Origin of the sequence: Streptomyces sp. NRRL S-455, assembly GCF_000717875.1 — a bacterium.
In the GTDB taxonomy this organism is placed as follows: Bacteria; Actinomycetota; Actinomycetes; order Streptomycetales; family Streptomycetaceae; genus Streptomyces.
Genome location: NZ_JOCT01000004.1, coordinates 629,836 through 648,660, shown reverse-complemented (window position 1 = coordinate 648,660; position 18,825 = coordinate 629,836). Strand labels below are relative to the sequence as shown.

At 68.7% G+C, this 18,825-nt stretch carries 15 protein-coding genes, 1 tRNA gene and 3 pseudogenes; 6 read left to right on the top strand and 13 right to left on the bottom strand.

Annotated elements, in window-relative coordinates; translation table 11 throughout:
• Window positions 1-3: 3 nt before the first annotated feature.
• The 4 genes from IE97_RS0108665 (at window position 4) to IE97_RS0108650 (ending at window position 4,627) form a co-directional block, all read left to right on the top strand.
• Entirely contained in the window at window positions 4-1,578 is a 1,575-nt protein-coding gene (locus tag IE97_RS0108665) for a complex I subunit 4 family protein (protein WP_030234087.1), read from the top strand.
• Window positions 1,575-3,101 carry an NADH-quinone oxidoreductase subunit N gene (locus IE97_RS0108660; protein WP_030234082.1) on the top strand — a complete coding sequence of 509 codons (1,527 nt, stop codon included), beginning with the start codon at window positions 1,575-1,577 and terminating at the stop codon, window positions 3,099-3,101. Before IE97_RS0108665 ends, IE97_RS0108660 begins: the two co-directional genes overlap by 4 nt.
• A gap of 273 nt (window positions 3,102-3,374) precedes the next feature.
• Entirely contained in the window at window positions 3,375-4,238 is an 864-nt protein-coding gene (gene htpX, locus IE97_RS0108655) for a zinc metalloprotease HtpX (protein ID WP_030234078.1), read from the top strand.
• Window positions 4,235-4,627, top strand: a complete 393-nt coding sequence (locus tag IE97_RS0108650) for a YccF domain-containing protein (protein WP_030234075.1) — start codon at window positions 4,235-4,237, stop codon at window positions 4,625-4,627. The genes htpX and IE97_RS0108650 overlap by 4 nt, the downstream gene beginning before the upstream one ends.
• A 224-nt stretch (window positions 4,628-4,851) precedes the next feature.
• On the opposite strand, the gene IE97_RS0108645 is transcribed toward IE97_RS0108650, so the two are convergent.
• Entirely contained in the window at window positions 4,852-6,111 is a 1,260-nt protein-coding gene (locus IE97_RS0108645; RefSeq protein WP_030234072.1) for an APC family permease, read from the bottom strand.
• Window positions 6,112-6,302: 191 nt separating this feature from the next.
• Between IE97_RS0108645 and IE97_RS0108640 the strand changes: the two genes are divergently transcribed.
• Window positions 6,303-6,569, top strand: a complete 267-nt coding sequence (locus tag IE97_RS0108640; protein WP_030234067.1) for a GlsB/YeaQ/YmgE family stress response membrane protein — start codon at window positions 6,303-6,305, stop codon at window positions 6,567-6,569.
• A 122-nt stretch (window positions 6,570-6,691) separates the two neighbouring features.
• Here IE97_RS0108640 and IE97_RS0108635 read toward each other — a convergent pair whose 3' ends face one another.
• Window positions 6,692-7,180, bottom strand: a complete 489-nt coding sequence (locus tag IE97_RS0108635) for a YajQ family cyclic di-GMP-binding protein (protein ID WP_030234060.1) — start codon at window positions 7,178-7,180, stop codon at window positions 6,692-6,694.
• Window positions 7,181-7,399: 219 nt separating this feature from the next.
• Between IE97_RS0108635 and IE97_RS0108630 the strand changes: the two genes are divergently transcribed.
• A tRNA-Tyr gene (locus tag IE97_RS0108630) sits at window positions 7,400-7,481 on the top strand.
• A 184-nt stretch (window positions 7,482-7,665) separates the two neighbouring features.
• On the opposite strand, the pseudogene IE97_RS38315 reads toward IE97_RS0108630, so the two are convergent.
• The 11 genes and pseudogenes from IE97_RS38315 to IE97_RS0108580 all read right to left on the bottom strand — a co-directional run bounded on the left by IE97_RS38315 (window position 7,666) and on the right by IE97_RS0108580 (window position 18,824).
• Window positions 7,666-8,943: pseudogene (locus IE97_RS38315) on the bottom strand (tyrosine-type recombinase/integrase).
• 58 nt (window positions 8,944-9,001) lie between these two features.
• Window positions 9,002-9,185, bottom strand: a pseudogene (locus IE97_RS38310) (helix-turn-helix transcriptional regulator).
• 145 nt (window positions 9,186-9,330) lie between these two features.
• Window positions 9,331-9,887 (bottom strand): annotated as a pseudogene (locus tag IE97_RS38305) (DUF3631 domain-containing protein); the annotation flags it as partial.
• 457 nt (window positions 9,888-10,344) lie between these two features.
• Window positions 10,345-10,659, bottom strand: a complete 315-nt coding sequence (locus IE97_RS0108610) for a tetratricopeptide repeat protein (RefSeq protein WP_030234056.1) — start codon at window positions 10,657-10,659, stop codon at window positions 10,345-10,347.
• 36 nt (window positions 10,660-10,695) lie between these two features.
• A complete protein-coding gene (locus tag IE97_RS38300) occupies window positions 10,696-13,536 on the bottom strand; it encodes a tetratricopeptide repeat protein (RefSeq protein WP_051704882.1) in 2,841 nt (946 codons plus the stop codon).
• A gap of 24 nt (window positions 13,537-13,560) precedes the next feature.
• Window positions 13,561-13,890: a trypco2 family protein gene (locus IE97_RS0108600; RefSeq protein ID WP_030234052.1), complete on the bottom strand. Its 330-nt coding sequence runs from the start codon at window positions 13,888-13,890 to the stop codon at window positions 13,561-13,563.
• A gap of 483 nt (window positions 13,891-14,373) precedes the next feature.
• Window positions 14,374-15,738 (bottom strand): tyrosine-type recombinase/integrase, encoded by a 1,365-nt coding sequence (locus IE97_RS0108595; protein ID WP_030234049.1) that lies wholly within the window; start codon window positions 15,736-15,738, stop codon window positions 14,374-14,376.
• Window positions 15,735-15,944: a helix-turn-helix transcriptional regulator gene (locus tag IE97_RS0108590; protein WP_030234046.1), complete on the bottom strand. Its 210-nt coding sequence runs from the start codon at window positions 15,942-15,944 to the stop codon at window positions 15,735-15,737. Before IE97_RS0108590 ends, IE97_RS0108595 begins: the two co-directional genes overlap by 4 nt.
• Window positions 15,945-16,183: 239 nt before the next feature.
• On the bottom strand, window positions 16,184-17,563 hold the full coding sequence (locus IE97_RS0108585) for a DNA primase family protein (protein ID WP_051704881.1): 1,380 nt from the start codon (window positions 17,561-17,563) through the stop codon (window positions 16,184-16,186).
• The gene (locus IE97_RS40005) at window positions 17,560-17,910 is read right to left on the bottom strand and encodes a hypothetical protein (RefSeq protein ID WP_078603134.1); all 351 of its coding nucleotides are present in this window, start codon (window positions 17,908-17,910) and stop codon (window positions 17,560-17,562) included. The genes IE97_RS0108585 and IE97_RS40005 overlap by 4 nt, the downstream gene beginning before the upstream one ends.
• Window positions 17,907-18,824, bottom strand: a complete 918-nt coding sequence (locus IE97_RS0108580; RefSeq protein ID WP_030234039.1) for a bifunctional DNA primase/polymerase — start codon at window positions 18,822-18,824, stop codon at window positions 17,907-17,909. The genes IE97_RS40005 and IE97_RS0108580 overlap by 4 nt, the downstream gene beginning before the upstream one ends.
• Between the last annotated feature and the right edge of the window lies 1 nt (window position 18,825).

Below are 18,825 nucleotides of genomic sequence, written 5' to 3'. Positions count from 1 at the left end.
GGCGTGATCGATATCAGCGAGTCCGTGATGCAGTTCCTTCTGGCATTCATCGTCGTCGGCCCGCTCCTCGGCGCCGTCGCGGCTCTTCTGCCGGCCCCGCCCGGGCTGAAGGGGAAGTCACCCGAGCAGGCCGTGCTCCGGCACGGCGTCACCGTCACCGGCGCCGTCCTCATCGCGGCGATCGTCCTGGCACTCGGCTTCGACCACGACCAGCCGTCGAAGATGCAGGCCAGCACGGACATCAGCTGGATCCCCGCACTCGACGTGCGCATCCACCTCGGCATCGACGGCATCTCCCTCCCCCTTCTGGTCCTGACCGCGCTGCTGACCTTCCTCTGCGCGCTCTACTCGTACTTCAAGATGCCTGCGGGGCCGGGCCCCAAGGCCTTCGTCGCCCTGCTGCTCGTCCTCGAGTCCGGCACGCTGGCAACCTTCGCCGTCCTCGACCTGCTGCTGTTCTTCCTCGCCTTCGAGATGGTCCTCATCCCGATGTACTTCCTCATCGCCCGCTGGGGCGGCGAGGGACGAGGCCAGGCCTCGTGGCGGTTCATCCTCTACACGCTGCTCGGCTCCGTGGTCATGCTGCTCGGCCTGCTCCTGATCGGAATCAAGGCGGGCACGTTCGACATGATGGCACTCGCCACTGACAACGGCCGGTCGCTGACCGCATCGGTGCAGGTCATCGCCGTTCTGGCGATCGGCCTCGGGCTCGCGGTCAAGACGCCGATGTGGCCCCTGCACAGCTGGCTGCCCGACGCCCACACCGCCGCGCCGACCGTCGGCTCGGTCCTCCTGGCCGGTGTCCTGCTGAAGATGGGTACGTACGGATTCGTCCGGATCCTGCTCCCCATCGCGCCGGACGGCTTCCGCACCTTCGCCCCCTACCTCGCGGCTCTCGCCGTCGTCGGCATCATCTACGGATCCCTCGCCTGCCTGGCCCTCGCCAAGCAGGGCGCGAAGGGCGACCTCAAGCGCCTCATCGCCTACTCCTCCGTCGGCCACATGGGCTTCGTCCTGCTCGGCATCGCCACCATGACCCCGACCGGTGTGAACGGCGCCCTCTTCGCCAACATCGCCCACGGCCTGATCACCGGCCTCCTCTTCTTCCTGGTCGGCGCGCTGAAGGACCGCACCGGCACCACCGACCTGGAGACCCTCGCCGGGGAGACGGGCGCCGCCCTCTACGGCAAGGCCCCGCGTCTCGGCGGCCTGCTCGCCTTCGCCGCGGTGGCCTCGCTCGGTCTGCCGGGCCTGGCCGGGTTCTGGGGCGAGATGCTGGCCCTGTTCGGCGCGTTCCAGCCCGCAGAGGGCCTCAGCCGCCCGGCCTTCCTCACCTTCATGGCGATCGGCGCGTTCGGGACGCTGCTGACGGCCGCGTACCTGCTGATCGTGGTCCGCCGCGTCTGCATGGGAGCCCTTCCCCCAGACGCCCCGGCACTCCCGGACGTCCGCTCGTACGAGTTCGCGGCCTGGACCCCGCTCGTCGCCCTCACCGTCGTCGGGGGTCTATGGCCCAAGGCCCTGCTCGGCCTGAGCGACCCGGCCGTCCAGCAGCTCCTCGCAGGAGGCACCCGATGAGCTCCCCGGCTCAGCCCCTGGCCGCGTCACTGGTCCAGTCCGTCGACTGGCTCGCGATCGCGCCGCCCACCCTCGCGGCGGTCGTCGGACTCGTCGTCCTGGTGGCCGACCTGTTCGTCGCCGAGCACCGGAAGCCGCTGCTCGGCTGGACGTCGGTGGCGGGGCTCGCCGTCGCCACAGCGCTGCTGCTGCCCCTCCTGGACGGCGACCGCAGCACCTTCTGCCTGACCGGCGACGCCGCCGTCTGCAGCTACACGGCCGACCGCTTCACCCTGGTCATCCAGTTCCTGGTCCTCGGCGGCGCCCTCCTCGCCGCCCTCCTCTCGGTCACCGCCCTGAAGGACGCTCGCAAGGAGCTCCCCGAAGGGGAGTACTGGTTCCTGCTGCTGTCCTCCGCGGCCGGCGCCGCCCTGCTGCCCGCATCCCGCGACCTCGCGACCCTGATCGTCGCCCTCGAAGTGGCGTCCCTTCCGGCCTTCGCCCTGGTCGGCCTCAGGTACGGCGACCGGAAGTCCTCCGAAGCGGCCCTGAAGTTCTTCCTGTCCTCGGTCACCGCCACGGCGGTCAGCCTCATGGGCATCAGCTTCGTGTACGCCTCCACCGGCACCCTCTACCTCACCCAGGTCGCCGACCGCATCCAGACCGTCGACGGGCAGCTCGACACCCTCGCCCAGACCGGCGTCGTCCTCACCCTCGTCGGCTTCGCCTTCAAGACGGCCGCCGTGCCCTTCCACTTCTGGGTGCCCGACACCTACGTGGGCGCGCCCCTCCCGATCGCCGCCTACCTGTCGGTCATCGGCAAGGCGGTCGGCTTCAGCGGTCTGATCCTCGTCACGGTCGTCGCCCTCCCCTCGTACGCCGACGTCTGGGGACCCGCCCTCGCGGTCCTGGCCGCGCTGACCATGACCGTCGGCAACGCCGGAGCGCTGCGCCAGCAGGCCACGCGCGCCTACAGCGCGGTCCGCCTGCTCGCCTGGTCCTCCGTCGGCCAGGCCGGCTACCTCCTGGTCCCCATCGCGGCCGCCGGGTACTCCGGGGACGCCGAGAAGTCGATCGGCTCCACCGTCGCCTACGCCCTCATGTACGGTGCCGTGAATCTGGGCGCCTTCGCCGTGGCCGCCCTCGTCGGCCGGACGAAGCCCCTCAACCGCGTCGCCGACTACCGGGGCCTGTACGCGTCGAGCCCTGTGACCGCACTGCTCCTGGCGTTCTTCCTGCTCTGCCTCGCCGGACTGCCGCCGGGCATCATCGGCCTCTTCGCCAAGGTCACCGTCTTCTCGGCCGCCGTCGACGCCGGCCTCGGCTGGCTGGCCGTGATCATGGCCGTCAACGTCGTGATCGCGCTGTTCTACTACCTCCAGTGGACGGCGCTGCTCTTCCGCGCCGCCCCCGAAGGCGAACCGGAGAAACACCCCGTCCCCGCCCCCCTCACCGCCGCGATCGCCCTGACCGGCGTCCTCGGCATCGCCCTCTCGGGCGCACCCCAGCTGGTCCTGCGCTTCACCGACACCGGGCTCTTCTGAACAACCACACACGCTTCTGGCGAGCCGGCGCCACGGCACACCGGCCGCTTTCACCACGCGCGCGTGGGGCACTCGCCTCCCACGCGCGCGTGCCGCTTCCCGGCGCCGTCACCCGTAAGGGCCCACACTCCGCGCCGCGCGCACAAGGGAACTAGAGCCTCCCGCCTGGCGTTGACCAGTACGGGAGGGTCCACCGGACGTGACACCACGGCACCGGTGGCACCGCAGATCAGCAAGCGAGGGTCCCCTGCCGCACCACTTGGAGGGCGTACCGTGCACCGCCGGCACAACGGGCTCAGGACCGCAGTCCTCCTCGGGGGACTGTCCGCCGTCATCATCGTCATCGGCAGCTTTTTCGGCCGCATGGGGCTCGTCATCGCCGTACTGGTAGCACTGGCCACCAACGCGTACGCGTACTGGAACAGCGACAAGCTGGCACTCCGCGCGATGCGTGCCCGCCCGGTGAGCGAGTTCGAGGCCCCGGCGCTGTACCGCATGGTCCGTGAGCTCTCCACCCAGGCCCGCCAGCCCATGCCCCGCCTGTACATCTCGCCGACCGAGGCACCCAACGCGTTCGCCACGGGCCGCAACCCGCGCAACGCCGCCGTGTGCTGCACAGAAGGCATCCTGCGACTCCTGGACGAACGCGAGCTGCGCGGGGTCATCGGACACGAACTCAGTCACGTCTACAACCGCGACATCCTCATCTCGTCGGTCGCCGGCGCGCTCGCGTCCGTGATCATGTTCCTGGTCAACTTCGCCTGGCTGATCCCGATCGGACGATCCGACGACGATGACGGCCCCGGCCTGCTCGGCATGCTGCTGATCATGATCCTGGGCCCGCTCGCCGCCTCGCTCATCCAACTGGCCATCAGCCGCTCCCGGGAGTACCAGGCGGACGCGTCGGGCGCCCACCTCACCGGCGACCCACTTGCCCTGGCCAGCGCCCTGCGCAAGCTCGAACTCGGCACCAAGCAGCTGCCGCTGCCGCCGGAGCCGCGCATCGAGACGGCCAGCCACATGATGATCGCGAACCCGTTCCGGCCCGGCCAGGGCCTCTCGAAGATGTTCTCCACGCACCCGCCGATGGCGGACCGCATCGCCCGGCTCGAGAAGATGGCAGGTGGGAACCAGTGAAGACTGTCCTGAACGTCATATGGCTCGTCCTCAGCGGCTTCTGGCTGTTCCTCGCCTACATGGCCGCGGGGCTGCTCCTCTGTATCACCATCATCGGCATCCCGTTCGGCGTCGCGGCGTTCCGTATCGGTGTCTACGCCCTGTGGCCCTTCGGGTACACCACGGTCGAGCGGCGTGACGCGGGTGCGCCGTCCTGCGTGGGCAACGTCCTGTGGCTGGTGCTCGCGGGCTGGTGGCTGGCCCTCGGCCACATCGCCACCGGCCTCGCCCTCTGCATCACGATCATCGGCATCCCGCTCGGCATCGCCAACTTCAAGCTCATCCCGGTCTCGCTGCTCCCGCTGGGCCGCGACATCGTACGGACGGACGAGCCGTTCGCCGTGCGCTGACGGCGGGGCGACGCTGCCTGCTTCCAGAGGGCAGGCACCCCTGGTTCTCCACAGGCCGGGGTTTATCCACAGGCCGGCACGGCTGTCAGCGGTGGCCTGCATGATGAACCCATGACCGCGACCGAGCAGTTGCCGACACGAGTAGCGCCCGAGACCCTCAACACCCGCGCTCGTGGGAGGGTTTCCCACCTACGGCGAGGACCGGGCAGAAAGCCCGGAAGGTGCTACGCCCTCCCACCCCCGGTCGGTGCCCACCGCCGCCGTACCCCGTACGCCACCGCCCCCAGCACCAGCACACCCGCGCCCACGACCACCGGAACCACCGGCAGCGAGAACGCCAGGGTCACGCACCCGACCAGCCCCACCACCGGCACCACTCGCGCCGCCGGCGCCGAATCCAGCGTCCAGGCCGAAGCGTTGGCCACGGCGTAGTACGCCAGCACACCGAAGGAGGAGAACCCGATCGCGCCCCGGACGTCCACCGTGGCGGCCAGGACCGCGACCACCGCACCCACGGCCAGCTCCGCCCGGTGCGGCACCTGGAACCGCGGATGCACGGCCGCCAGGGCGCCCGGAAGATGCCGGTCCCGGGCCATGGCCAGCGTGGTCCGCGAGACACCCAGGATCAGGGCGAGAAGTGACCCCAGCGCGGCCACGGCAGCACCGACCCGCACCACCGGCACGAGCCAGGGCGCCCCGGCCTCTCCCACCGCGTCGGCCAGCGGCGCCGAAGCGTCCCCGAGCCCCTCGGGACCGAGAACCGAGAGGACGGCCACCGCCACGCACGCGTACACCACCAGCGTGATGCCCAGTGCGAGCGGGATGGCGCGCGGAATCGTGCGCGCCGGATCCTTCACCTCCTCGCCGAGCGTCGCGATCCGGGCGTACCCCGCGAACGCGAAGAACAGCAGACCGGCCGCCTGAAGCACCCCGCCCGCACCGTCCGAGACCCCGATGTCCAGCCGGCCGGCGTCGGCCTCACCGGACACCAGACACGCGACCACCACGGAAGCGAGGACAGCCAGAACCACAGCCACGATCACCCGCGTCAGCCACGCGGACTTCTGGATACCGCCGTAGTTCACCGCGGTCAGCCCCACCACGGCCGCGACCGCCACCGCGTGCGCCTGCTCCGGCCAGACGTACGTGCCCACGGTGAGCGCCATCGCCGCACAGGAGGCCGTCTTGCCGACCACGAACGACCAGCCCGCGAGATATCCCCAGAACTCCCCGAGCCGCTCGCGCCCGTACACGTATGTCCCGCCCGAGGCCGGATACAGGGCGGCGAGGCGAGCCGACGACATGGCGTTGCAGTAGGCGACCACGGCGGCGACGGCGAGCCCGAGCAGCAATCCGGACCCGGCCGCATGGGCCGCGGGCCCGAGGGCGGCGAAGATCCCGGCTCCCACCATCGAGCCGAGTCCGATGACGACGGCATCCCCCACTCCGAGGGTGCGGCGCAGTCCTGAACTGGAGGCTGACATGCCTCGCACCCTACTGATCAGTGCAACCGCCGGGCGCAGCCAGGACGTCCTCCCCACCAACACGGCGTGAACGCGCGCGGTCAGGGCGACGCACGCGGGCGCCCGACGTACGACGCACGAGCACGACCCGCCGCAAGCAAGATCACACGGCCGGACAGTGCGGGCACAGCGTGAAAGGGCAGGTTCACGGCATGACCATCATCAGCTGGATCATCCTGGGACTGTTGGCCGGAGCCATCGCGAAGTTCCTGCTGCCGGGGCGCGACCCGGGCGGCCTCATCGGCACGACCCTGATAGGCATCGCGGGCGCGTTCATCGGCGGCTGGATATCGGCCCGTTGGATGGACCACCCGATCACCAAGGACTTCTACGACGGCACGACCTGGGCCGCGGCGATCGGCGGGTCGCTCGTCCTCCTGATCGCCTACCGCCTCCTGTTCGGCCACTCGCGCGACTGACCGCGCCACCGACCGCGTGCGTCAGGACCCACCGACCGCAGCCGACAGCCGAGAAGGGCGGGCACCAGCAGGTGCCCGCCCTTCGTACCGCGTGCGGATCGGGAGCGCGGAGGCCGATGGGCCTACCGGTAGTTCACGAACTGCATCGCGAAGTCGTAGTCCTTGCCCTTCAGCAGCGTGATGACGGCCTGCAGATCGTCACGGCTCTTCGAGCTGACCCGCAGCTCCTCGCCCTGCACCTGGGCCTTCACGCCCTTGGGGCCCTCGTCGCGGATGGTCTTCGCCACCTTCTTCGCGTTCTCCTGGGAGATGCCCTCCTTGATCGACGCGAAGATCTTGTACTCCTTGCCGGAGAGCTGGGGCTCGCCCGCGTCCAGAGCCTTCAGCGAGATGCCGCGCTTGATCAGCTTGGACTGGAAGACGTCGAGGACAGCCTTCACCCGGTCCTCGGAGTTCGCCTCCATGAGGATCTGCTCGCCGGACCACGAGATCGAGGCACCCACGCCCTTGAAGTCGTAGCGCTGCGAGATCTCCTTGGCGGCCTGGTTGAGTGCGTTGTCGACCTCCTGCCGCTCGACCTTCGAGACGATGTCGAAACTGGAGTCGGCCATGTCCTGTGGCTCCTTGTATCAGGGTGCGTATCGTGCGTACCGGCGTACGTGGCGGCCGCCGGGCCCGTTCAGGTCCCTGGCCGCATCCGGACAAGCCTAGCCACCCCCCGCCGTCCGGGCGCCGATCAATCGGGTGGCGAAGCACCCCTCCGCATCAGGTATTGTTTACGTCGTTGCCACGGAGCACCACCGCAAGGCGGTGCGTCAGGCAGCAACCCAGGCGGTGTGCCCGAGCGGCCAAAGGGAGCAGACTGTAAATCTGCCGGCTCAGCCTTCCCAGGTTCGAATCCTGGCGCCGCCACACTGGGTAAGTTGATTCGAGACCCCCTCTGACCAGGGATATAACCTGGTCGGAGGGGGTTTCTCGTTGATCACCTCTGTTCGACTTGCTGTGGACGGGGCGTGGACGTGTCTCACCTCGTACCGCCCACATCCCACCGTTGATCAGTGCGTGTCCCCCAGGCGTCCCCCGGCGGTGAGCATGATCACTCGGGCTCGTTCCACTCCCGTAGGGCTGCGTCGATCCGGTCGTTCGCCCGCTCCCGCGTCTGGTCGAGCACCTTGGCGTACACCTTGTGCAGCACCGCGATGCTGTGCCCGGCACGGCGGGCGCACTCCATCGCATCAACCCCGGAACTGATCCAGAAGGACACCCCTGCATGCCGGAGGTCGTAGGGGCGGCGGGCCAGCAGTGAGGCCGTTTCCGCCTCACTCAGCGCGTCCTTTCGGGCCTTCGCCCACACCTCCCCATAGCCGGTCTCCTGTAGCAGGCCATCGCGGTTCGTTCGGAAGAGCCGGCCGTCGGATGCCGTGCCGTGCGTGGCGATGTGCTGCCGAGCAGGCGGACGAAGTGCGGCGGGATCGGCACCGGACGGGAGTCGTTCTTGGCACGGGCTTTGAGATGGCGCGTCTCATGCGCCGTCCCGTCATCAGTCCAGCTCCGACCGGCCCGGACGACCCCTTGCCGCAGGGTAAGCATCCCCCACCCCGTCTCAGGAAGGTGGCACTGGCTCACCCGCAGTCCGGCAGCCTCAGCGGGACGCATGGCCGCGTAGTACAGGCACCCGAAGAACGCTTCCAGATGCCGCCCACGCGGGCCCTGCTCACGCACCCCGGCCAGCAGCGAAGTACTGCTCTTCCACGGCGAGCCCGAGAACGTCACTCAGGCAGGCTCGCTTGCGCTTCGCGGTGCGCGGCGATGCCTCCTTGCCGTCCATCCGTAGGGACAGCGCGTCAAGGGCGAGACGTACGGTCGCCGGGTCCTCCAAGGCGGACACCGGCATGGAGTGCTTGGAGATCCAGGCGAGGGCGCGAGCCACATCGTCCGGCGGGGTCGCCTCCCAGCGGTTCCGGTTGTACGCCCACCCGTACAGCGCGCGCCGCATCAGCGCGGGGTCGGGCATCCCTGTCTTCGTCTTCACGAGCGCAGGGGTGATTGTCGCCAGAGCATCGGCATAGTTCTTCCGCGACTTCGCCGGCGCCAGTGCCCACTTGCGGTCGATGTACGCGCGGCTGTGCTCGTACCACGTGATGGAGCCCTGCTTAGCTCGCAGCTCGGATACGGGCAGGCCGGTCTCTTCGTCGAACTGGTCGCCACGTCGCACGGCGGACATAAGTTCAGAGCGGCGTCCCTCGGCCTGCACTTTGAGTTTGTAGCTCTTGGAGTGCTTGCGTTCCCCGACCAGCCAGCGCACACGGTAGGGCTTGGGGCGGTCCTTGCGGACCTCGATGGAGTAGAGCCGAACGTCGTAGGTCAGTGCCATATGAACTCCAGGAGGGCCCGCCGGAAGCGGGCCCTCGTGTCTCGTATGCGGGAGGCGGTCAGGCGGCGTCTTCCATGGACGACCACCACGCGTCGAGGTCGGCGCGGCGGCAGCGGAGTTGACCGTTCGGGAGCTTGATGAGCTTGGGGGCCTGGCCACGGGCGCGCATGCGGTAGAAGGCCGCGCGGCTCCTCGATCTCTTCGAGGACTTCGGGGAGCTTGAGTATCTTGGTGCCAGCCAAGGTGATGACTCCTTCTCGGGTGAGGCGTCCAGGGGCCTTCTAAGGGCCGCTACTTCCGCTACCCGCCGCTACCGCGCAGGTCAGAGGCCTGTGCGAGGTAGCGGGAAGGGGTAGCGGTAGCGGATGGGTAGCGCGTTTGTGCTGGTCAGGCTGCCTTTTCGGTGCCGGGTAGCGGAGGTAGCGGACTTTCCGGGGGAGGGGGGCAGTAGCGGGACCATGCATCCCGGAGATCGGCGGCGTAATAGCCCTTGAGCACGCTCCCTGCGGCCTTGATGTTGCGGGAGGTGATGGGCTCGTTGTCGGCCGTCATGTACTCGGCGAGCATCCGCGACAGGCGCCGGGTGCCGAGCGGCTTGCCATACAGGTCCGCCAACGGGGCGTCGTCGAGCGCGTTGAGCCGGTCGAGGATGGCGACGGTGGGCAGCCGGTCGATACCGACCATGACGTGGTCGCGCAGGTCGGTCGGTCAGCAGCCGAACGCCCAGACTGCCCCTTGTCGTTGGCCTTGGAGGCGGTCACCAGCGTCACGCAGGCCGCGCGTGCCCGCTCGGGCCAGTCCCCACCGACAGCGTCGGCGACGGCGAGCAGCGGTTCCCACACGTCTGCCGGCCGGTCGCTCACCCCGTCCGGCATATAGGGCCACGCCCCCAAGACGAACCCGCGTGCCTGCTCTGCCCACGTGGCGAGCCGGTCACGGAGCTTGCGCTACTACGAGCGTCTCGGCTTCCGGCACGTGCGAACTGAGACGCCGTCACACAGGCGCTCGGGATGGCTTGCCCAACGGCCGGTGGACAAGCTCGTCATGCCAGACGATCCGTTGCTGGTTCTTCCCGGCGAGGGGGAGCACGGAGACGCGGCCTCACGCGCCGGGTTACCGGTTCAAAGGCGAGAGACGCAGCCTGAGCGCCCTTGATCCCCCATGTGCCCCCGAGAGTGGCCTTAAGGAAGGAAAGCGCAGCTCAAAGTTGCCGAACCCGTCCCTCAGTAAGTCTGCCAAGGCACTTCGACGGAAGGTCTCGCTGAGAGTGAGGAGGTCACCGACCCCGGCGTTGGAAGCCGGGGCGGTCCGGTACCGGTCCACCTGGGCATGTTTCCGCCCGGCGTTGGGGCAGTGGCTCAGCAGCTCGGAGAGCATGGCTGGTTGTGTCGATTGGGATGCCTACCGCTGGCCGTCCTGCATCCAGGACAGAACTCGCAGGGACTGTACGAGGGCCGCCCGATGTATCTCGGGGTGTTTCGCGGCCAGCTCGCGGCGGAGGGTGACGGCTTCCTCGATGGCGGTCAGTGCATCCTCACGCCGCCCCAGCTCCCCGAGCCAGACGGAGAGGTTGTTCAGGCTGCTGGCGAGGTCGGGCAGGAAGGCGTCGGGACGTGCCGCGGCCAGCTCGCGGTAGAGGGTGACGGCTTCCTCGATGGCAGTCAGTGCATCCTCACGCCGTCCCAGCTGCCACAGATCGGCGGAGAGGTTGTTCATGCCGCCCCAGCTCTCCCAGATCGGCGGAGAGGTTGTTCAGGCTGCCGGCGAGGTCGGGCATGAAGGCGTCGGGACGTGCCGCGGCCAGTTCGCGGTAGAGTCATGCCGCCCCAGCTCTCCCAGATCGGCGGAGAGGTTGTTCAGGCTGCCGGCGAGGTCGGGCATGAAGGCGTCGGGACGTGCCGCGGCCAGTTCGCGGCGGAGGGTGACGGCTTCCTCGATGGCGGCCAGTGCATCCTCACGCCGCCCCAGCTCCCCGAGCCGGACGGAGAGGTTGTTCAGGCTCATGGCGAGGTCGGGCAGGAAGGCGTCCGGTCGCGTGGCGGCCAGCTCGCGGTAGAGGGTGACGGCTTCCTCGATGGCGGCCAGTGCATCCTCACGTCGCCCCAGCCCCCCGAGCCGGACGGAGAGGTTGTTCAGGCTCGTGGCGAGGTCGGGCAGGAAGGCGTCGGGTCGCGTGGCGGCCAGCTCGCGGTAGAGGGTGACGGCTTCCTCAATGGCGACCAGTGCATCCTCACGCCGCCCCAGCTTCCCCAGATCGACGGAGAGGTTGTTCAGGCTGCCGGCGAGGTCGGGCAGGAAGGCGTCGGGTCGTGTGGCGGCTAGCTCGCGGCGGAGGGTGACGGCTTCCTCGATGGCGGCCAGTGCATCCTCATGCCGCCCCAGCTCCCCGAGCCGGACGGAGAGGTTGTTCAGGCTCGTGGCGAGGTCGGGCAGGAAGGTGTCAGGAGCGGTAGCGGCCAGGGCGCGGTGGTGGTCTGCGAGTCGCTGAGCGAGGTGGGCGGCTGTCTCGGCGAGGTTGTGGCTCGAGTATGGGAGCCGGTTGGAGAGTTGCCGCAGGGTGTCGAGAGCCGTGTCGGGAGCATCGGCAATCCGGGCCAGGGCGTGCAGGAGTGGGGTGGGGGTTTCGGTCTGGGTAGCGACCTCGATCGCTGCTGGCACCAGGGTGTCAGGGTTGCGAAGGCACAGCTCGGTGAGCAGAGGGGCAAGCGAGCCGCGCAGGGGTGGGTGGGCTACGGCCCGCGTGGACACGGTCAGCAGTTGTCGGGCCTGGGCCTCGGTAGCACCGGGCAGGAGGCGATCGGGCAGGTCGGGGTGGGCCAGCAAGTGGCGGCCGGTGAAGCGCTCAGCGAGCCGGTCCGGACGAAGACTGTCCCACACGCCGCCATCGGCCGGGGGATACAGCGCGGTGATCCAGCGGTGCACGCTGTTGCGACGGTCCTCGCTCTGATCAGTAAGCCCAGGAACCTTGGCGAGCAGCCTGTCAGCTTGTTGCCGGTCGCGCGCTCCGAGCAGGAATGCGGCAACCAAAGCATCAGTGAGAGTGTCCATGGTGAGCGCAGGATGAAGGGCCCGCGCGACGGCGGAGTTCTCCCAGTACCGCCTTTCGTGGCGCAGCAGTCGGTCTTCCACACCCGAAGCCGGTCTGCCACTTGTCGCGACATCGGCTGGTTGGGCTGCGTCGAGAAGGTCGGCCAAGGCGGTCATGTGCAGGGTCAGAGCCGTGCCCATGCCCTCCCTGTCGATCGCCGCTGCTGAGATAGTCCGGGAGAGCCGGTGGGCCAGTGCCGGCCAGTCGTGGTGTTGCCAGCCTTGGACGAAGGGGAGTTGCCCGGCGAAGCTGTCGGCCGCCTCCCGGTAGCCGTCCAGCCGGTTCTCAGACCTCGGCTCCAGGGCATCCAGATGGGTGACGGGTGTGCCGTCCAGCAGTTCTTCGGCTGCGGGCGTCTTGGCCTGCAAGGTCTGCCACCAGTCGCCCGCGTTACGGGCCAGCAGTAGGACTTTCACCGCCGTGCCAGTGCCCATGCCGATGTCGTGCCGGGCCAGGGCCTGGCAGAGGGCGGTGAGCTGGCTGGTGCGGGTCTCGGCGTAGTCCACGACGATCAGTGCAGGCCCCGTCGTGGCGGCCACCACGTCCAGGGAGCCGTCGGAGACGTCGGCGCGCAGCCACAGGACGGCCCACGATTTCTGGCTTGCGAGCATGGTGGCGAAGTGGTGGGCGAGGCGGGTTTTGCCCTGCCCGCCAGGGCCGTGGACCAGCCACGCTCCGAAGCCCGGCTGACCAGCCCATGAACACAGTTGGGTGAGCAGGTCCTCGCGTCCGCGGAAGGGGACGACCGACCGCCGGGCCCTCAGCAGTGCTGCGGGCGTTGAAACCGTTCGAGAGCTGGTGGCGTTGAGCGTGTCGGTGTGGTCCGCCAGCCCTTGCAACTCGACCGGCTCCATGCCCGTGCCTGTCTCCGGGGCGTGCAGGGCCAGCGTGTCGCGGAAGGCCTGGTCGTGAAGCAGCACGTACAAAGGAACGGCATGCAAGCCGGCATGAGCCAGTCCTGCCAGGTCGGCAGCGATCACCCCGGTGAGCAGGTTCCCGCAGAAGACAGCCGCGCCGGACAGGCCACCCCAGGGACTCACGTCCGTGGACCGAGGCGGGTGCTCGCCAAGGGTGACGACATGCCGGTTGTCGACACGGCCGGTGACGGGATTGATCGTGCCGGTGGCCTGCCACAACTCCGCCGGCTTCTCGGATCGCTGGACCATGTTCGGCACACCAACGGTCTGGCAGGCGATTCCGGGCCTGCTGGTAACGAGCCGGCCCCACCGGACGGCAGGACTCTGGACGGGTTGCCAGGCCGGGTCGTCTATGAGGAGTAAGGCGGCATCATCCCGGCCGCCCGGAGTGCCGCGCCACACCACTCTGGCCGAGTACTGCAGCGTGCGGCCAGGCTGGAAGAACTCGGCTGACTCACCCAGAGCCGGTGCGACATGAGCCGAGGTCAACACCAAATGATCACTGATCAGATAGCCCGAACCCGGCCCGTCGGCACCGTCGACAGCCACCACGCGTTCGCGATCCATCCCCGCCCCGATATGTCCCATGCCATGGTCAGGCCCAGGATGAAGTCAGTCTTCGATCCTGTCTTCGACGCTTCCCGGGCCCTGCTGCCGATCCGGACGGCCATGAATGAGCAGATCCCCACCCTCCAGCTTCTTCGGAGTCAAGGCGATCTTCACCCGGTGCGTTCGCCCCCGCGCCATTCCGGCCTCCGTATCCGCCGACACCACCCAGGCCTTGAACCCAGCCTTCACCTTGGCGTCAGCCCGCAACTCCACTGCGAACTCCATCTCCACCGGCCCGACTTGGAAAGCTAGATCCTGCCCCGCACCCCGCGCCGCAGCCTCCAACAGCTCATCCCGCAACGCTGCGACCGCATCCGCCAGCTCAATCTCCATACGCCTGCCCTCCGGTCCAAGCGGCACGGCGCCACCGGCCACACCGTCGCATCGCGCCCCGTAGGGCATTGCCCACTTAGAGGGACCACCATCCCACCGCATCAGTTCCACCTGTCACCCAAACGGAGTACGAGCTGCAAGTGATCCCGTACAGCACAGACGGCACGCGACGTAGTAGCGGCTGCCCTTCGTCGCTCGGGGCGGGGCACCGGGTCCCAGACGTCCCCCAGCACGGCCAGGAATGAGAAGAATGCCTCTCAGGCCGACCGTCACCAGCCCGCTGTAAATCTGCCGGCTCAGCCTTCCCAGGTTCGAATCCTGGCGCCGCCACACGGGAAACGAAGGGCCCGTGGCCTGCGATTATCGCAGGCCACGGGCCCTTCGTCATGCGGTCGCGAGATCAGCCCACTGTCTCACTGTGTCTCGTGATCGACCGCCCTTTCTCGGGCTGTGTGGACGGGGCGTGGACGGCGTCCACGGCGATCAGCCGTGCCCGTTCAGGCGCGCTGAGATCTTGGCGTTCGCTGCCTCATCCCCGTCCTTCAGGAACTTGGCGTATACGCGGAACAGCACGGCCACGCTGTGGCCGGCCCTCTCGGCGACAAGCTGAGGCTCGACGCCGGAACTGAGCCAGGTGGACACCGCAGCGTGGCGAAGATCATAAGGGCGCTTGGCCAGCACCGAGTCGAACTCGGCGGCGGTTAAGGCTCGTGTGCGAGCTTCGGCCCAGACCTCGCCGTAACCGGTGTCCTGGATCAGCCCGCCGCGCATTGTCTGGAACACGCGGCCGTCGGGTGCCGTGCCGTATGCCATGAGATGCCATCGCAGCAGGGCGACCAGTTCGGGTGGGATCGGTACGCGTCGCACTGCCTTGCGCGGGCGGTGCTTCAGTCCCCGCTTCTCGTGCGCTTCTCCACTGTCTGTCCAGGCAGTGCCGGAGCGGGGGCGAGTCTCCCGGAGCCGGAGCAGGCCCCATCCGCGGCGCGGCAGGTCACAGTCTTGAAGTCGCAACCCGATGACTTCCGCCGGACGTGCGGCTGCGTAGTACATGCAGCCGAAGAAGGCTACGAGCCGGCGACCGCGCTTGCTCTGGTCTCGAACGGCGTCCAGAAGCTTTGCAGCTTGCGCAGGGTTCGGCACACACGCCGGGTCCACCTCCTCTACGACCTGCTCCGGTGCCTTCCACTTGATGCGGTCAAGTGGGTTGTCGGAGAGCAGCTCGGCGTCCACCGCGTATTCGAGCGAGTTGTAGAAGATCGCACGCTTTCGGCTGATCGTTCCCGCTGCTGCGGGCTTGCCGTCCAACTTCTTGGAGAGAGCGTTGAGGGCGGCCCGAACAACCAGGCGGTCAGACAGTGCGGACACGGGAAGTGACTTGCGCTGGAACCAGTCCAACACCTTGGCCACGTCGGGAGGTACTTCCGCGTTCCAGCGGTTCTTGTTGAACGCCCAGCTATAGAGGGCGCGCCGGACGGTCCTGGCGTCCGGCATCCCCTTGGTGTCCTTCACGAATGCGGGCGTCACGGTGGCCATGGCCTCAGACAGCGTGCGACGCGTGTTGCCGGGGGAGTCGTCCCACTTCATCTCGATGTAGTTGCGCGCGTGTTCGTACCACGAGATATCGCGCTCCTTGTCGACCATGGACTTCGGCAGGCCGCTGTCCACATCGAACGGCTCACCCTCGCGAGCGGCGGTAATGAGCTGGGCCCGGCGACTCTCCGCCAGGCCCATGGTCAGGAACGACTCCGAGTGAGGGCGGGTGCCCACCTTCCAGCGGAGTTGGTAGGGCTTCCGGTAATCGCGCTTCCGGATAGCCCAGATCTTGACGGTGTAGCTCCAGTCGGTCACGCGGCTTCCAATTCGTCCTTGAAGGCGTCCAGGACACTTCGGCGTACGCAGATGCGGCCGGACGGCGTGCGCCGTGCCTCCGGTGCGTAGCCCTGGTTGCGCCACCGGTACCAAGTGGCGCGGCTGATGCGGAGTTCTTCCAGTGCCTCACTCAGGGGCACCAGTTCGTCCTTCGGCGGACGGCGCCGACGGGTAGGGGTGCTCATGCGGAGATCTCCTTGGGGTGAGGAGAGCAGGGCTCGGGTGTGGTTGGCGTCACAATGCTGTGGGTCGCGACCCATCGCGGCCCAAGCCTGTGACCTGCGGTTTTGCTTGGGGGTTTTGCGGCCCATCGCGGCCCATGCTGTGCGTCGGGCGGGCCGCGATGGGCAGCCGTGACCGGTGCGGAAAGGTGCAGGTCAGGGGTGGTGGGCCGCGATGGGCCGCGACCCGGGAGATTCTGGGGTCAACCGGTGACGGCGATCCCGTGGTACGTCGCGATCCGCTCGCCGGAGGGCGCCCGGGGGCGGGTCCGGTTGAGCTGGGGGACGACGGAGAGCAGGTTGCGGCCGAAGACCTGCTTGGTTCCGGGCTTGACGTTGTTGTCCTCAGCCCACTCCCGCCAGACGGCCCACAGGGTGTCTACGGGCACGGTGCACGCGGGTCCGGTGGTGCAGCGTTCGCGGATGAATGCGCTGGTGGGTGAGGCGGTGTCGCGCATGGTGGTGATCGCTTCGCGGCTGGTTGCCGGTTCGGTGATGCGGCCGGCGCGTTCCAGGCGGGCGAGTCCTTCCAGGGCCCAGTTGATGATGCCGGGCATTTCGGCGATGAGCCGGTCGGTGAGGGTGGAGTCTTCCTTGCCCAGCCACGACAGGCGGGTGCTGAGCAGGATGAACCGGTTGGCGATGACGCCGGAGGAGTCGCCGAAGTGCGGCAGTTCGTTGGACAGGATCATCAGCCGGGTGGGCAGCTTGCCCGTCCAGACCGCGCGGTACTTGCGGTCCACGTCGATCGTGTCTTCACCGGAAATCGTCAACAGCCGCTCGACTACTTGGCTGTTGTCGTTGCCGGACAGGCGAGCGTCGGAGATCACTGCGAGGGGTTTGCCGACCAGGGTGGACAGGCCGAAGTTCGTCCCGAGTCCGGCGAGGGTCGGTCCGGCGAGGTTCTCCTTGCCGACCAGCGCTTTCAGTACGCGGGCGATGGTGCCTTTGCCGGAGCGGGAGGGGCCGACCATGAGCAGGATCTTCTGCTGGTCGGTCCGGCCGGAAATGACGTAGCCGAACCACTCCTGAAGTGCGGTTAGGGAGTCGGGGTCGTCCGGCCAGAGCTGCGACAGGAACCCTTCCCACGTCGGTGCGGTGGCGTCCGGGGCGTAGGAGAACGGCACGGAGACGTGGTTGAAGAACTCCGGGGTGTGCGGCAGAAGCGTGCGGTCCCGGATGCGTAGCAGCCCGTTCTGGCAGGCCACGATGGGGCCGTGGTCCTGTCCGGTGTCTCCGTGGTCGTCGATCCAGGCGGGGGCGTCTGTGTCGGTGGGCAGGAGGGTGATGGCGCTCATGGCGTCGAGCAGGTTGCTGATCTTCGGTTTCGTGGGTGCCCAGTCGCGTTCCTCGGTCTCGCCGTCCTTGCCGGGTGCCTGGTAGACGGCGTGCTCAAGCCGCTCGTACAAGGTCTTGCGGACCTGGGCTTCGTCCAGCTCGCGCCAGCAGGTGCCGTTCCAGCGCATCCATGACCCGCGCCAGCGCCGGACGATCAAGCGTCCATCGGCCTGCCAGGCGGGCAGGAGTCGCCGGGCGACGGCGAGCGGGTTGGAGGGTGGGGGCAGTTCTTCCGTGCCGGTCATGCGGCGGGCCTCCCTTCCTGGGAGTTGCGGAGCGGGCAGGTGTCGCGGTGTGCTGCGTGGTCTTCGGTCAGGGCGAGCACGCGGCGTTGGCCGAACGCACGCAGGTGCCGGCCGCACTCGCACGTGGACAGGGCGCTGGGCTGTGCGCCGTACGGGGCCCTGATGTGCAGCCACCCCGTGATGCGGCGGTTGTCCTCCCGCTGCGGGTCAGGGCGAAGAGCAGTTCGGACGCCCTTGCGGGCGGCCCCTTTCGGCTCGCCCACGGCCGTCGCGTCCGCAGGCTGTGGAGCGGCGATCGGCTGGGAGGTGGCGGCGGTGAGGCTCTTAGTGGGCGGGGGATTGGTCATGCCGCTCGCCTGCCGGAGGGGTTGTGGGCGATGGACCAGTCCAGGCCCCGGCTGATGACGTCGTCGTAGTAGCGCTGGGACTGGGTGGCGTTGCCCGCTGCCGCCCTACTAAGAGCCTGCTCAACCTCCGCCCGGTCGAGGTCGCCGGACGCGACCAGCCGTCCGAGTGCGCGTGCGGCCCGCAGGAGTGTGGCGTTGCGGGTGCCGTCGGCAGCCGTGGCGACGTTGTGCACTTCACCGCGCAGCGCGGCGGCGGCGTACCCGTCCGCACGGGCCACGATGGGCCCTGCGGGGGCCCGTGTGGGCCGCTGAGGGGGTTTCAGGGCCTCGTGCAGCCAAACGGGCAGCGGTGCGGGGTTACGGTCGTCCAGGACGGTGTACGTGCCGTCGGGGGTGGTGCTGCCGGGGGCGACGACGTACCCGCCCCAACCCCGGGTATCGATCTTCTTCGCCAGCCGTCCGGCGGTGTTGTGCAGCCGGGCGCCGGGCGGTTGGGTGAAGTACAGGTGCTCGCCACCGCGTGCGGTCCGCACCCGGTAGGTGGCGGGGACGGTCTGCCTGGCGCGCTCGCAGAGCGCTTGGAAGTTGGCGGCGCCGTCAGGCGTCCCTTTCGGCTCTTGGGGCTTGAGCGTGTCGAGGTCGACCACGAGCAGCCCGGACGGGCCGGTAGCGATCCCGACGTTGTACGGCTGGTGCGCCCATGCGGCGATGAGCAGCTCGGTGTCCGTGGTGGCGCGCTGCTCGGGGGTCTTGTGCCCGTCGGCGCAGCGGCCGGTGCCGGGGCAGAGCCGTTCGGCGTGGCCGGCGGGCCGCTTGTCCATGGGGCGCAGCGGAATGACCGCCCAGTTCCGGCGGGTGGCCTCCAATGCCCAGGCCAGCAGGCCCAGCCGGGTCAGGTCGGTGCTGGGGAGCATG